The sequence below is a fragment of the Ralstonia sp. 25C genome (assembly GCF_051904805.1).
Taxonomy (GTDB): domain Bacteria; phylum Pseudomonadota; class Gammaproteobacteria; order Burkholderiales; family Burkholderiaceae; genus Ralstonia.
In genome coordinates this window covers 1147352-1161674 of record NZ_CP196737.1, presented here as the reverse complement: position 1 = coordinate 1161674, position 14323 = coordinate 1147352, and the positions used below count along the sequence as shown (strand labels likewise).

Here is a 14323-nt window from a genome sequence, read left to right as displayed (position 1 = left end):
AGGTCTCGCCGGGCGGTGGTTATCGGAGTGCGGATTTCGCCACCGATGCCACGCTCGGCTTTTTTGCTATTCGACCAAGCAGTAAGAACAAGCGAATTGACGAGCCACCATGGCAAAACGTGATTACTACGAAGTGCTCGGGGTGGGCAAAAACGCGAGCGACGACGAGATCAAGAAGGCCTATCGCAAGCTCGCGATGAAGTACCACCCGGACCGCAATCCGGACAGCAAGGAAGCGGAAGAGAAGTTCAAGGAGGCCAAAGAGGCCTACGAGATGCTCTCCGATGCCGACAAGAAAGCTGCCTATGACCAGTACGGCCACGCGGGTGTTGATCCCAACGCTGGCTTTGGTGCGGGTGGTGCTGGCTTTGGCGGCGGCTTTGCCGAAGCCTTTGGCGATATCTTTGGCGACATCTTTGGTCAGGCACAGGGCCAGGGCCGTCGTGGCGGCGGCCCGCAGATGTATCGCGGCGCTGATCTGCGCTACAGCATGGAGATCACGCTGGAGCAGGCCGCGCACGGCTACGACACGCAGATCCGCGTGCCGCACTGGGACGAGTGTGACCACTGTCACGGCAAGGGCGCCGAGCCGGGCTCGAGCGTGGAAACCTGCCCGACCTGCCATGGCGCCGGCCAGGTGCGCGTGTCGCAGGGCTTCTTCACGATGCAGCAGACTTGCCCGAAGTGCCACGGCAGCGGCAAGTACATCCCCAAGCCGTGTACCAAGTGCCACGGCCAGGGCAAGCTGAAGAGCCAGAAGACGCTGGAAGTGAAGATTCCGGCCGGCATCGACGAAGGCATGCGCATCCGCTCGTCGGGCAATGGCGAGCCGGGCATCAACGGCGGCCCCCCGGGCGACCTGTATGTGGAAATCCACATCAAGCCGCACCCGGTATTCGAACGCGATGGCGACGATCTGCACTGCCAGATGCCGATTTCGTTCGCCACGGCGTGTATTGGCGGCGATATTGAAGTGCCGACGCTGGGTGGCCGTGCCTCGTTCACGGTGCCCGAAGGCACGCAGGCCGGCAAGACGTTCCGCCTGCGCGGCAAGGGCATCAAGGGCGTGCGTTCGGGCTACGCGGGCGACCTCTATGTGCACGTCAACATCGAGACGCCGGTCAAGCTGACCGAGCACCAGAAGGATCTGCTCAAGCAGTTCGACAAGTCCGTGCACGAAGGCGGCTCGCGGCACAGCCCGCAAGAGCAGTCGTGGATGGATAAGGTGAAGAACTTCTTCTCCTCATAAGCACAGCACTACCGCAGTTACCGGGGGACATCGTCATGCAGTTGCCGCAAGCCGGCGCGCCGTTTGCGCTGCTGGACGATGCCACCTCGGGCGGCGCACCGTGTTCGCGCTGGTACACAGACTACGCTGGTGAATTCTTCCGGCCCGCTGGTGTGCTGGACGGCTTGGACGACGATCTGCGTGCTGCTTGGCACGAGGGTTTGCATGTGCTGATCGTCGCGCCGTATGAGTTTGGTGGGCCGCTGGTCGGTCTGCCAGCTTCCACTGGAACTTCCTCTCGATTGCCCGGCCACGATGGCCGCCTGCGCGTGCTGCTGTTTCGCACGCTGCAGGTGCTGTCGCAAGCCGAGGTCGATGCGCTGTTCGATGCGTGGCCCGAAGCGGCCGGCGCGGCCGGTCTGTTCGACTGTGCCGCCAGCGTCGATCACGCCGTCTATACAGACGCCATCGCGCGCATCCATGACTGGATCGCGGCGGGCGACACCTACGAAGTCAACTACACCTACCGCCTGCGCATGACGGCGTTCGGCGCGCCGGCCGCGCTGTATAGGCGCCTGCGCGCACGTCAGCCCGTGCCGTACGGCGCGTTCATCGGGCTGCCGGAGGGCGGGGCGATCCTGTCGTGCTCTCCGGAGCTGTTCTTCTCGCATCGCGCTGGCAAGCTGGTCGCACGGCCGATGAAGGGCACCGCGCCCGCCACGGGCGATGTGGAAGTCGACGAGGCCCGTGCCATCGCCCTGGCTGCCGATGAAAAGAACCGCGCCGAAAACCTCATGATCGTCGACCTGCTGCGCAACGATCTGGGCCGCCTCGCGCGTCCGGGCTCGGTGCGCGTCCCGGCGCTGTTCGAGGTGACGCCGTTCGGTAGCGTGCTGCAGATGACGTTGACCATGGAGGCGGAGATTCCGCCTGCTACCGGCTTGGCCGATTGCCTGCGCGCGTTGTTCCCGTGCGGCTCCATCACCGGCGCGCCCAAGCGGCGCACGATGGAGATTATCGAAGCGCTGGAGCCAGAACCACGTGGCTTGTACACCGGTGCGATCGGGTGGGTCGATGCGCCCACCGACGATCGCGCGATGGGCAATGCGTGCTTCTCCGTGGTAATCCGCACGTTGGTGCTGAGCGAGCCCGGAACCGATGGCCTGCGCAAAGGCGAACTTGGCATCGGCTCCGGCATCGTGCACGACAGCGTCGCCGACGAGGAATACGCCGAATGCCAGTTGAAGGCGCGTTTCGTGACGGCGCTTGATCCTGGCTTGTCGCTGTTCGAAACCATGCGGGCTACGCGCGACGGCGTGCCGCTGCTGGATCGCCATCTGGCGCGCCTGGAGCGTTCTGCACGAGCATTCGGTTTCCCATTCGAGCAAGCAACGATGGCCGCTGAGGTGGCGCGCGCATGCGCGTCATTGCAAGGTGCGGGCGATTTCCGCATGCGCCTGTCGCTCGAGCGTGATGGCAAGGTCAGTGTCACCGCTGCGCCGCTACCGCCATTGTTGCCGTTGCATACGCCGGTCAGCCTGCGTGTTGCTGAACAGACGCGCGAGGCCGCGCACAGCCTGCCAAGTCACAAGACGAATCTGCGCGCCGCTTACGACGCCGCCTGGCAAGCCGCCGAGCGCGAAGGTGCGTTCGATGCGGTGTTCTTTAATGCGGACGGCACACTGGCCGAAGGTGGGCGTTCCACGGTGCTGGTGAAGCTCGATGGCGCCTGGTGGACGCCGCCGCTGTCTGCAGGCGTCCTGCCAGGTGTGATGCGCGCGGTGCTGTTGGAAGATGCAACGCCCTGGCTGGGTGCGCCGCTGCGCGAACGCGTGCTCACGCGCGCGGATGTCGCTCGCGCCGAAGCCATCGCCGTCTGCAATGCCTTACGTGGCGTGGTGCCCGCGCATTTCGAGCCGCCCTTGGCCGCCGACGTGTTCTAGTTTCCACCGCGCGACGCCGGGCAGGTTGATGAGCTCGCGGTCGTGGCAGACCATCAGCAGGGCGCGGCCCTCGGCTGCCAGTTCCCCAACCAGCGCGATCACCTGTTCGCGTGCGGCACCGTCCAGATTCGAGGTGGGTTCATCGAGCAACAGCACGTCGGTTTGCAATGCGCGCGCGCGGGCGAGTGCCAGGCGCTGCGTTTCGCCGCCGGACAACCGTTCGGGCGGCACATCGACCACGTGCTCAAGGCCGGCCCACTGGATGGCATCGTCGACACGGGCAAGCACTTCCGCATGTGCCACACGGTGTGGCCCCGTGGTCAGCCCATAGGCGAGATTGGCGCGCACCGACGTGCGGAAGAGGTACGGGTGCTGATGCACATAGGTCAGTCGCGCTCGCAGCTCAGCCGGATACGGTGATAGCGGTTGACGGCCGTGTCCGAAGTCGACCGTTGCGCCATTGGCCGGCGCCAGCCCGGCCAGCATGCGCAGCAGCGTGGTCTTGCCGACGCCGTTGGCGCCGGTAAGGACGATCGCGTGGCCGGCTGACAGTGCCAGGCGTGGAATGTCGAACAGCGCCCGCGTGCCATGCTGGCAGCGCAGGTTTTCAAACACCATCATCGGCTGCGAGGGCGTGCTCATGCGCTTTCCCTCCGATAGGTTCCGGCGCCTTGCAGCCACGCGAGCACGAGGTTGACGAGCAGCGCCAGCACGATCAGCACGATGCCCAGCGCAATGCCCTGCGCGAACTCGCCCTTGCTCGTCTCCAGCGCGATCGCTGTCGTCATGGTGCGTGTGATGCCCTCGATGTTGCCGCCGACCATCAACGCCGAGCCCACCTCTGCGATGACGCGGCCGAAGCCCGCCACCACGGCGGCCATCAGACCGAAACGCAATTCACGAAAGACGGTCAGCAGCAGCCGGATGCGCCCCGCGCCGAGCACGCGGGCTGTTTCAGCGAGTCGTGGGTCAGCGCGTTCGAGCGTGGTCAGCGCAAACGCAACAATGACCGGCAGACCGAGCACTGCTTGTCCAAGAATCATGCCGCCCTGCGTGAACAGCAGCCCGAAGCTGCCCAGCGGCCCCTGGCGAGAGAGCAGCAAATACAGCAGTAGCCCGATCAGCACGGTGGGAAACGACAGCGATGCTTGCGCCAGCACCACCAACGCGCGGCGCCCGACAAAGCGGTGCATGGCAATGAGGTAAGCGATGAGCAAGCCCGGCGGCGCCGCCAGCAGCAGCCCGGCAATCGCCACCTTCAACGACACCCAGACGATCGTCCACAACGCCGTATCGCCGCTGGCGAGCAGGGCGAAGGCGTCGACGGTGGCCGACCAGATTCCCATATACGCGGGTTTTAAGCGAACGTGTGCTCGGGGCCGGGAAACGTGCCGTCCTTGACGGCCGCTACGTAGGCCGCGACAGCGCCATCGATGGTGGTCTGCCCGTCCATGAAGTTGCGCACGAACTTCGGCCGGTGGCCGGGGAACACGCCCAGCATGTCGTGCATGACGAGCACCTGGCCCGAGCATTCCAGCCCGGCGCCAATACCGATGGTGGGAATCGCCAGCAGGCGCGTGACCTCGCCGGCCAGCGCGGCAGGAATCGCTTCCATGACGACGAGCTGTGCGCCCGCATCCTGCACGGCCAGTGCGTCGGCCTTCAGTTGCGCGGCGGCCTCATCGCCGCGACCTTGCACTTTGAAGCCGCCAAAGGCGTGCACCGACTGCGGCGTGAGGCCGATGTGCGCACACACCGGAATGCTGCGTTCAACGAGGAACTTGATCGTGGGCGCCAACCACACGCCGCCCTCGAGCTTGACCATCTGCGCGCCGGCCTGCATCACGCGAACGGCGCTGTGGAAGGCTTGCTCGGGCGTGCCGTACGTGCCGAATGGCAGGTCCGACACGAGCAGCGCCTTATCGATGCCGCGCGACACGCATTCGGTGTGGTAGACGATGTGTTCGAGCGTGACCGGCAGCGTGGTCTTCTGCCCCTGCATCACGTTGCCGAGCGAATCGCCGACGAGCAGCACGTCGGTGCCGTTGCGATCCATCAGGGCGGCAAAGCTGGTGTCGTACGCGGTGAGCATGGCGATGCGCTCGCCGGCGGCACGCATGGCCTGTAGCGACGTCACGGTAACGGCCTTGCGGTTCGATTCCTGGAGATAGCTCATGGACTGGTGTTCCGTGGGGCATCGTGACAGCCCACGCAGACCATGCGGTGCGTCGGCGATTGGCTTATCGCGTTGCCAGCTTGATGAATTCCTTGGGCCCGCGCATTGCGTCGATGCGGGTGAGCAAGGTGCGGAAATCGTCGTCGTTGCCCGCGGGGTCGAAGGCCGCCGTATCGACGATCATCGTCGGTGCGGCATCGTAATACAGAAACAGCTCGCCGTATGCGGCACAGATGCGTTGCAGGTATTCAGCGTCGATGCCTGTTTCGTAAGGAACGGCACGCTTGGCAATGCGCGGCAGCAGGTCTTCGGCACGCGCCTGCAGGCAGATGACGAGGTCGACGCGCTGCTGCGGCAGGGCCAGCGCATTGGCCATCGCGTCGTACAGCGCGAGTTCATCCGCAGGCAGCGTGAGCTGAGCGAACAGGCGATCGCGCGGCAGGAAGCTGTCGCCGACGATGCGTTCGCCGGCAAGCGTCGCCTTGTGCCACGCCTTCAAGCGCTCGGCGCGTTGCAGCAGGAAGCGCAGCTGCACCGGCAGCGCATAGCGCGCGGGGTCTTCGTAGAAGCGGGCGAGGAAGGGGTTCTCGTTCGGCGTTTCGAACGACGTGGCAGCACGCAGGTGGTCGGCCAGGCGTTGGGCCAGCGCGGTCTTGCCCACGCCGATCGGGCCTTCAACGACGATACGGCGCAGGTGATCAAGAGCCATCAGTAGTGGTGGTGCGTCAGGTGCAGAGAGGCAGAGAATCAGGCAGCGGGCTGCTTGGCGCGCATGCATTGGCACATCGTGGTCTTCTCGATGCGCTGGTCGGCCACGCCGGGCAGCAGTTCGGCCACTGCGCCGATGCCCGGGATCACGAGATCAGGCGCCAGCTCATGCAGCGGCAGCAGGGTGAAGGCACGTTGGCCCACGCGCGGATGCGGCACCGTCAACTCAGGTGAGGTGAGGACGTGGTCGCCGTAGAGGAGCAGGTCCAGGTCCAGCGTGCGCGGTGCGTTATGAAATGGGCGCTCGCGGCCGAACTGGTCTTCGATGTGGTGACAGATGCGCAGCAGTTGGTCTGCCGTGAACGGCGTCTCGATGCGGACGACCGCATTGATGTAGTCGTCGCCGCTCGATTCCACCGGTGCGCTGCGATACAGGCTCGATTTGCCCGTGACGGTGATGCCGACCTGCTGTGCGAGGCAGACCACGGCGTCTTTCACTGCCTGGCGTGCGTCGCCCAGGTTGGCGCCGATGCCGATGTACGCCACTGTCTTCACGTTTCCTCCGAACTTCCCGGATTGACGTCAACGACTGTATCCGATTTCGCCGGACCGCGTCGGCGGCGACGGCGCTTGCCCGCGCTGCTGGTGCCTGGGGTACCGCTCGGGCCGGTATTGCTGGCGCTGGCGGGGGCGTGCTTGGCCTGCGCCATGAGCGCTTCACGGGTTTCGCCGTCGCCGTTCTGGAAGGCGGTCCACCAGTCGGCGAGCTCTTGCGGCAATTCGCCCGAGGCGCAGCGCAGGACGAGGAAGTCATATCCGGCGCGGAAACGCGGCGTTTCCAGCAGGCGATACGGCATGCGGCCCGAGCGCTTTTCAAAGCGCGGCTGCATGCTCCAGATTTCCTTCATGTCCGACGTGAAGCGGCGCTGGATGGCGAGCTGCTCGGTCTGGCGGTCGAGCACTTCGTCCATGGCCGTGTGCAGCGCGGGGATGAGCGGCTCGCCGGCCGAGCGGCGGCGGTTCCAATGCTCGACCACGTGATGCCACAGCAGCGAGGCAAACAGGAAGCCCGGCGAGACCGGCTTGCCGGCCTTCACGCGATCGTCGGTGTTGTCGAGCGCGAGCTGCACGAAGCGCTGGCCCATCGGCTGCTCCAGCGCCACATCGAGCAGCGGCAGCAGGCCTCGGTGCAGACCGGCCTTGCGCAGCTCCTGCAGCGACGCCCAGGCGTGGCCCGACATCAACAGCTTGAGCATCTCGTCGAACAGGCGGGCAGCCGGCACGTTGTGGATCAGCGGGCCCAGTTCGGCGATGGGTGCACGCGTGTCGGGGTCGATGTCGAAACCGGTCTTGGCCGCAAAGCGCACCACGCGCAGCATGCGCACCGGGTCTTCACGGTAGCGGGTGAGCGGGTCGCCGATCATGCGCAGCGTGCGGGCGCGCATGTCTTCCATGCCGTGATGGTAGTCATGCACGGTTTCGTCGGCGGGGTCGTAGTACATCGCGTTGACGGTGAAGTCGCGGCGGGTGGCGTCTTCGGCCTGGGTGCCCCAGACGTTGTCGCGCAGCACGCGGCCGCTGGCATCGACGGCGTGCGTGTGGTGGTCAAGCTCGGTGCGCTTGACGCGCTTGCCGGCGGGCACCTGCTCGGCGTCCACCGCATCAACGAGCGCGCGGAAGGTCGAGACTTCGATGATTTCCTGATCGCGCCCGCCGTAGAACGTGACGTGCACGATCTGAAAGCGCCGGCCGATGATGCGCGAGCGGCGGAACAGCGCCTGCACCTGCTCGGGCGTGGCGTTGGTGGCAACGTCAAAGTCTTTCGGCTTGATGCCCAGCAGCAGGTCGCGTACGGCGCCGCCGACGATGAAGGCGTCATAGCCCGCTTCCTGCAGCGTCAACGTGACCTTGACGGCGTTGCGCGAGAGCAGCTTCGAGTCGATACCGTGCTCGTCCACGCTCCACACACGCGCCTGACGGGGCACGCCGCCGGCGGACTTAGCCCGCGGCTTTGCTGCCTTCGATGTTCTAGGCGCCTTGGGTGTGCGGGGTTTCTTGGCGGCGGGTGTGCCCGGCTCGGTGGTCGAGGCGGGTTCTGCAGCGGTCTTCTTGCCCAGCAGACGATTGATGAGTTTCTTGATCACGCCGCGCCTTGCTCAGAAGATGTCCATGATGCGCCAGTTGCGCGCGGCTGCGAGATTGCGCAGCGTGTCATCGGGGTTGGTGGCGACGGGGTCGGTCACTTCCTCCAGCAGCGGCACATCGTTGGCCGAATCGCTGTAGAAGGTGCTGCGCTCGAAGTCGCTCCAGCCGCGGCCCATGTTGGCGAGCCATTCATGCACGCGCGCGACCTTGCCTTCGCGGAAGCTCGGCGTGCCGAACACGTCGCCGGTAAAGGCGCTATCGGGGTTGCCGTCGGCGGTGGCCGGTTCGGTGGCGATGAGGTGGTCGATGCCGAAGGCCTGGGCAATCGGCCGCGTGACGAAGCTGTTGGTGGCGGTGACCACGCAGCACAGGTCGCCCGCATCCAGGTGCTTGTAGACCAGCGCCTGCGCTTGCGGGGTGATCTTTGGCAGGATCACGTCATGCATGAATTCAGCGTGCCACTGGGCGAGCGTGTCGCGCGAGTGTGCGGCCAGCGGCGCCAGTGCAAAGCGCAGAAACGCGTGGATATCCAGCGTGCCGGCCTTGTAGTCGGCATAGAACTGATCGTTCTTGCGTTGGTATTCGGCTTCATCCACTACGCCGCGGCGGATGAGGAAGCGCCCCCACTCGTGGTCGCTATCGGTGGGGATGAGGGTGTGATCGAGGTCAAAGAGGGCCAGATTCATGGGGCGCGATTTTACCCGAAGGTGATGTCACCTGATGTCGCCACCCCGGCGGCCCTCCGGCTCACTTGATCGGCGCGAGCATTTCGCGCACGAGCGGCAGGGTGACAGCGCGCTTGCGGGCGAGCGAGTAGGTGTCGAGGGCGTCCAGCAGAGCCATCAGGCTCGGCATGTCGCGGTAGGAGTGCGTGACAAGCCACTGGGGTACGTCTGCGGAGAGCTGCATGCCGCGCTCGCGGGCGGCTTGGCGCAGGGCTTCGACCTTGTCGGCGTCGGACAGCGGGCGCAGCCAGTAGACCAGCCCCCAACCCAGGCGAGTGCGCAGGTCTTCCCGCAGTGGCATCGACATGGGGGCGGCTGCCCCGGCGATGGCGATGGCGGCATGCGGGTGCGCGCGCACTTCATTGACAAGATTGAACACCGCCACCTGCGCCCATTCGTCCAGGCCCTCGGCATCGTCGATGGTCCAGACGGTGATGTCGGGGTCGAATTCGTAGGCTTCGAGCGGCGCATCGGGGGCCAGCGTGCGGACTTCGTAGCCGCCGGCCTCTGCCTGCGCACAGATGGCTTGCAGCAGATGGCTGCGCCCGCTGCCTTCTTCGCCCCACAGGTAGACGAGGCGGTCGGTGGCGGTGCCGTCTACCACCTGCGGAACCAGGGCGCGCAGGCGCAGCAACGCCTCTTCGTTGCCAGCGGCGACGAAGTTGTCGAAGGTCGGGGCCGGAGGCGCGCCGAGTTCGAGCGGTAGCTGTTCTGGTTGGGCCATGAGGCGTGAAACTAGCGGTAAGGCAGCGGGTGAGTTATTCGCGGTAGAGCCTGCTATTCAGATAAAGGTGCCGGATCTGCCGCAAACCGACCAGTAGTACAGCGCTGATCGGCAGGGCCAGCAGGATACCGAAAAATCCGAACAATTGGCCAAAAGCCAGCAAGGCAAGGATGACCGCCAGCGGGTGCAGGCCAATGCGCTCGCCCACCAGGCGCGGCGTCAGGTAGAAGCCTTCGAGCACTTGGCCAATGCCGTAGACCACGGCCACCGCCAGCAAGCCATACAGATTGCCAAACTGCAGCAGCGCCGCGAGCACTGCCAGCGTCAGGCCGATGCCGAAGCCGATGTACGGGATAAACACGGCCAGCCCCGTAAAGATACCGACCGGCAGGGCCACGTCAAAGCCCGCCAGCGCTAGGCCAGAGGCGTAGTACACCGCCAGCACCAGCATGACGATGACTTGCCCGCGCAGGTATTGCGATAGGAGGCCGTCGGTTTCGGCTGCCAGTTCGCGCGTCTTGGCTAGCCAGCGGCGCGGCACGGCGGTTTCCAGGCGGCGCATGAGCATGTTCCAGTCCATCAGCAGGTAGAACATCACGATCGGCACCAGGAACGCGAGGGCCAGCACCTGCAGCGCGGCGGAACCCGACACACGCAGATAGGCCAGCGCCGTCGACATCACATCCTCCGGGCCGGCGGCCAGCTGGTCAGTCAGCAGGCGCCGCAGGCCCGGGAAGTCGAAGCGCACACGCACGCCTAGCTCGGCCAGCTTGGGTGAAACCACCGCATTGAGCTTGGCCAGCATGCCGGGCAGTTGATCGCGAATGGCGGGAATTTCTTTTTGCAGCACCGCCAACACCAGCAGTGCCAGCGCCACGCCCATCACCGTCAGCAGCAGGATCATCAGGAACACCGCCAGCACGCGCGGCACGCGGTGGCGTTGCAGCCATTCCACGCCGGGGTGCAGGATGTACGACAGGATGAACGCGCAGACGAAGGGCGTGAGCGTCGGCGCCAGCAACTTGAGCAGCGCCAGGAAGATGACCGCCACGGCGATCCAAGCCAGCGTGCGCTTGGTTTCTTGCGTGAGCAACGGGGCGTTCATGGGTGGCGAGGGTTCCGATGGCGGGTGGGGGAGTCGGAAAAGCAGCCTTGGGGTGGCCGCATCCGGTAAAATCGCGATTTTACTGGACCGGCGGGGCCAAATTTTGTGACGCCCGCCGCGCGCCACCGGATTCCTTCAATTTCCTCCACTGTATGAGCGCTTCCGAAACCCCATCCGCATCCACGGGCCTGTCTTATCGCGACGCGGGCGTCGACATCGAGGCGGGTGACGCCCTCGTCGACCGTATCAAGCCGTTTGCCAAGCGCACCATGCGCGAAGGCGTGCTGGGCGGCATCGGCGGCTTCGGCGCGCTGTTCGAGCTGTCCAAGAAGTACCAAGAGCCCGTGCTGGTGTCCGGCACCGACGGCGTGGGCACCAAGCTCAAGCTGGCCTTTGCACTGAACCGCCACGACACGGTCGGCCAGGATCTGGTCGCCATGAGCGTGAACGACATCCTGGTGCAAGGCGCCGAGCCGCTGTTCTTCCTCGACTACTTTGCCTGCGGCAAGCTGGACGTCGACACCGCAGCCACCGTGGTCAAGGGCATCGCCCAGGGCTGCGAGCTGGCCGGCTGCGCGCTGATCGGCGGCGAAACCGCTGAAATGCCGAGCATGTACCCGGACGGCGAATACGACCTGGCAGGCTTTGCCGTCGGCGCGGTCGAAAAGCGCAAGATCATCGACGGCACCACCATTGCCGAGGGCGATGTGGTGCTGGGCCTGGCCTCGTCGGGTGCGCATTCGAACGGCTACTCGCTGGTGCGCAAGATCATCGAGGTGTCGCGCCCAGACCTGAACGCGGACTTCCACGGCCAGCGCCTGCAGGACGCCATCATGGCGCCGACGCGCATCTACGTGAAGCCGCTGCTGTCGCTGATCGAGAAGCTGACCGTCAAGGGCATGGCGCACATCACCGGCGGTGGTTTGACCGAAAACGTGCCGCGCGTGCTGCAAGACAACCTGACCGCCGTGCTGCACAAGAGCGCCTGGACGCTGCCGCCGCTGTTCCAGTGGCTGCAGAAGGCCGGCAACGTGGCCGATGACGAAATGCACCGCGTGTTCAACTGCGGTATCGGCATGGTGGTGATCGTGTCGGCAGCCGATGCACCGGCTGCCATCTCCCACCTGAAGGATGCGGGCGAGACGGTCTACCAGATCGGCGAAATCCGCGCCCGCCAGGCTGGCGAAGCTCAGACGATCGTGGTCTGACGCAGCATTCCCGCCCAATAAAAAACCGCCGATGACCTCGGCGGTTTTTTTATGCGCGGTGTGTTGCGGGCGCTTACTTGAGTGGCACGTATTCGCCCGTGGCAGGGTCGTCTTTTTGCGCGGCGCCGGTGGTCTTGTCGATCAGCAACGTGACCACGCGCGGGGCGGTGTTCGGATCGCCACCGCAGGCGGGGGTGTGGTTTTCCAGCACTTCAACGCTGTAGTGCGCGGCGTCTTGTTCATCAGGCAGGAAAGACAGGCACTCCTGCGGCAGGCTGGTCAGCTTGTACTTGTCGATGGCGGCGCGGGCGAGGTTGGTTGCCTTGGCTTGTTCGACTTCACTGAGGGCCGGGGGGCTGGCAACCGGTGCGCTGGCTGGGGCGGTGGCAGGTGTGGACGCCGGCGCCTGGGCGGGTTTGGGCGCTTCGTTGGAGCGGCCGCAGCCCGCTAGCGTAAGGGCGGCGAGCGCTGCAATAAGCAGAGGGCGAATCATGGTGCGCGGAATCGATGTGCAGAGAGATCGCCACTGTACCCGCAAGCGCCGCTTACGGCTGCGCTTCGCGCTCCAACAACACACGCTTGCGTTCCACGCCCCAGCGATAGCCCGAGGTATTGCCATCACGCCGAATCACCCGATGGCACGGGATGGCCACGGCAATGTGGTTGGCCGCACAGGCCTGCGCGACCGCCCGGACGGCCTTGGGCGCGCCAATGCGCGCGGCAATCTCGGTGTAGCTGGTCGTGCTGCCGGGCGGTACTTCGCGCAGGGCCTGCCACACGCGCTCCTGGAAGGCGGTGCCGCGCACGTCCAGCGGCAAATCCAGGCCAAGGGACGGCGCTTCAACGAATCCGACCACCTTGGCCACCAAGTCTTCAAAGCCCGCATCGCCGCCGATGAGTTCGGCCTTGCGGAAGGTGTCCTGCAGATCGCGCACGAGGGCGTCGGGGTCGTCGCCCATCAGAATCGCGCAAATGCCGCGATCGCTTTGCGCCACGAGGATCGAACCGAGCGAGCATTCGCCCACGGCAAAGCGGATCGTGGTCTGTGCACCGCCCGCGCGGTAGCGGCTGGGCGTCATGCCAAGCACGTTGTCTGAGGCTTCGTAGAAGCGGCTGCTGGCGTTGAAGCCGGCATCGTAGATGGCTTCGGTGACGGAGCTGCCACGTCCAAGCTGCGTGCGCAGTTTGCGGGCGCGGTGTGCCGCAGCGTAGGCCCTGGGCGTGAGACCGGTCACGCTCTTGAACAAGCGGTGAAAGTGATACGGGCTCAGGCCGGCTTCTTCGGCCAGCATGTCGAGCGTGGGCGGCGTTTCTGCCGCCTCAATGCGGCGGCACGCGGCGGCCACCAGCGCGGCCTGCTGCGTGCGTGCGGTGGTCTGGTCGGGGCTGGCGCGGCGGCTGGGGCGATAGCCTGCGGCCTCGGCATCGGCCGGCGTGTCGAAGAACTCGACGTTCTCCGGGCGCGGCAGACGCGATGGGCTGCTCGGCTGGCAATACACGCCGGTAGTCTTGACGGCATAGACGAACTGGCCGTCGGCGGACGGGTCGCGTGCGAGCACGCGGGCCCAGCGTGGGTCGTGTTCGGTGGCGAGGGTGGGGGCGATCTTGGCGGACATGTGCATGGCATCAGTCGGTGAACATCGATGCCTGTACTGTAGGCGTGCCCCTATGCCGGGACACTCCGGGGCTTGCGGTCAAATTCGGGGGCGATGGCCATGTCACTTGCTGGGCATCCGCCACAAATACCATGCGGCGATGGTGCGATAGGGGCTCCACGCGCGGCCGATTTCGATCATCTGCTTGCGCGTCGGTGCGGTTTCCACGCGCTTGAGGCGGCGGTAGCCATCACGCACGCCGAAGTCGTCGGCGGGCAGGATGTCGGAGCGCTCCAGGGTGTAGATCAGCAGCATCTCGACCGTCCAGCGGCCGACGCCGCGCAGCGTTGTGAGCCGATCGATGAGCGCTTCATCGGGCGTGACTAGCGCTTCGTCGCGCGTCGGCACAGTGCCGTCCAGCGTGGCTTGGGCGATGCCGCGAATGGTCGCCAGCTTGGTCGCCGAGAAACCGCAGCCGCGCAAGGCGGCTTCATCGGTGGCGAGCACCTGTTGCGGTGCCGGGAACGTGGTGCCGGGGTAGAGCGCCAGGAAGCGGCCGAGGATGGCGTCTCCCGCCTTGGCGTGCAGTTGCTGATAGGCGATGGCGCGCACCAGCGCTTCGTAAGGCTCGCGTGCGGGCTTGGCGGCGTGGCGGCACGGGCCAATGGCGGCGATGTGGCATGCCCAGTCATCGTCGAGCGATGAAAGGAATTCGGCGGCTTGCCGGTACGCGAGCTCGGACAGATCTGCGGCAATGGCGGTCATG

General features: G+C 65.7%; 15 protein-coding genes. 3 read left to right on the top strand and 12 right to left on the bottom strand.

Annotated elements, in window-relative coordinates; all coding sequences use genetic code 11:
- Positions 1-109 precede the first annotated feature (109 nt).
- Entirely contained in the window at positions 110-1249 is a 1140-nt protein-coding gene (gene dnaJ / locus ACS7SF_RS05430; RefSeq protein ID WP_439892029.1) for a molecular chaperone DnaJ, read from the top strand.
- A gap of 35 nt (positions 1250-1284) precedes the next feature.
- Positions 1285-3171 (top strand): chorismate-binding protein, encoded by a 1887-nt coding sequence (locus tag ACS7SF_RS05425; protein ID WP_439892028.1) that lies wholly within the window; start codon positions 1285-1287, stop codon positions 3169-3171.
- Here ACS7SF_RS05425 and ACS7SF_RS05420 read toward each other — a convergent pair.
- The 9 genes from ACS7SF_RS05420 to ACS7SF_RS05380 form a co-directional block, all read right to left on the bottom strand.
- Positions 3115-3813: an ABC transporter ATP-binding protein gene (locus ACS7SF_RS05420; protein WP_439892027.1), complete on the bottom strand. Its 699-nt coding sequence runs from the start codon at positions 3811-3813 to the stop codon at positions 3115-3117. The genes ACS7SF_RS05425 and ACS7SF_RS05420 overlap by 57 nt on opposite strands.
- Entirely contained in the window at positions 3810-4517 is a 708-nt protein-coding gene (locus ACS7SF_RS05415; RefSeq protein ID WP_439892026.1) for an ABC transporter permease, read from the bottom strand. Before ACS7SF_RS05415 ends, ACS7SF_RS05420 begins: the two co-directional genes overlap by 4 nt.
- Positions 4518-4528: 11 nt before the next feature.
- Entirely contained in the window at positions 4529-5347 is an 819-nt protein-coding gene (gene panB / locus ACS7SF_RS05410; protein WP_439892025.1) for a 3-methyl-2-oxobutanoate hydroxymethyltransferase, read from the bottom strand.
- A 64-nt stretch (positions 5348-5411) separates the two neighbouring features.
- Positions 5412-6056: a deoxynucleoside kinase gene (locus tag ACS7SF_RS05405; protein WP_439892024.1), complete on the bottom strand. Its 645-nt coding sequence runs from the start codon at positions 6054-6056 to the stop codon at positions 5412-5414.
- Between the two features lie 38 nt (positions 6057-6094).
- A complete protein-coding gene (folK, locus tag ACS7SF_RS05400; protein WP_439892023.1) occupies positions 6095-6610 on the bottom strand; it encodes a 2-amino-4-hydroxy-6-hydroxymethyldihydropteridine diphosphokinase in 516 nt (171 codons plus the stop codon).
- The gene (gene pcnB / locus ACS7SF_RS05395) at positions 6607-8199 is read right to left on the bottom strand and encodes a polynucleotide adenylyltransferase PcnB (RefSeq protein ID WP_439892022.1); all 1593 of its coding nucleotides are present in this window, start codon (positions 8197-8199) and stop codon (positions 6607-6609) included. The genes folK and pcnB overlap by 4 nt, the downstream gene beginning before the upstream one ends.
- Positions 8200-8211: 12 nt before the next feature.
- Complete coding sequence (locus ACS7SF_RS05390) at positions 8212-8886, bottom strand: HAD family hydrolase (RefSeq protein WP_439892021.1); 675 nt, start codon at positions 8884-8886, stop codon at positions 8212-8214.
- Between the two features lie 61 nt (positions 8887-8947).
- A complete protein-coding gene (gene hda / locus ACS7SF_RS05385) occupies positions 8948-9649 on the bottom strand; it encodes a DnaA regulatory inactivator Hda (protein WP_439892020.1) in 702 nt (233 codons plus the stop codon).
- Between the two features lie 34 nt (positions 9650-9683).
- The gene (locus ACS7SF_RS05380) at positions 9684-10754 is read right to left on the bottom strand and encodes an AI-2E family transporter (protein ID WP_439892019.1); all 1071 of its coding nucleotides are present in this window, start codon (positions 10752-10754) and stop codon (positions 9684-9686) included.
- Between the two features lie 152 nt (positions 10755-10906).
- Between ACS7SF_RS05380 and purM the strand changes: the two genes are divergently transcribed.
- Positions 10907-11962, top strand: a complete 1056-nt coding sequence (gene purM, locus ACS7SF_RS05375) for a phosphoribosylformylglycinamidine cyclo-ligase (RefSeq protein ID WP_439892018.1) — start codon at positions 10907-10909, stop codon at positions 11960-11962.
- Positions 11963-12035: 73 nt separating this feature from the next.
- On the opposite strand, the gene ACS7SF_RS05370 is transcribed toward purM, so the two are convergent.
- The 3 genes from ACS7SF_RS05370 to ACS7SF_RS05360 all read right to left on the bottom strand — a co-directional run bounded on the left by ACS7SF_RS05370 (position 12036) and on the right by ACS7SF_RS05360 (position 14322).
- Positions 12036-12455: a hypothetical protein gene (locus ACS7SF_RS05370; protein ID WP_439892017.1), complete on the bottom strand. Its 420-nt coding sequence runs from the start codon at positions 12453-12455 to the stop codon at positions 12036-12038.
- 52 nt (positions 12456-12507) lie between these two features.
- Positions 12508-13578, bottom strand: a complete 1071-nt coding sequence (gene ada / locus ACS7SF_RS05365) for a bifunctional DNA-binding transcriptional regulator/O6-methylguanine-DNA methyltransferase Ada (protein ID WP_439892016.1) — start codon at positions 13576-13578, stop codon at positions 12508-12510.
- Positions 13579-13680: 102 nt separating this feature from the next.
- Positions 13681-14322 (bottom strand): DNA-3-methyladenine glycosylase family protein, encoded by a 642-nt coding sequence (locus ACS7SF_RS05360; RefSeq protein ID WP_439892015.1) that lies wholly within the window; start codon positions 14320-14322, stop codon positions 13681-13683.
- Position 14323 lies beyond the last annotated feature (1 nt).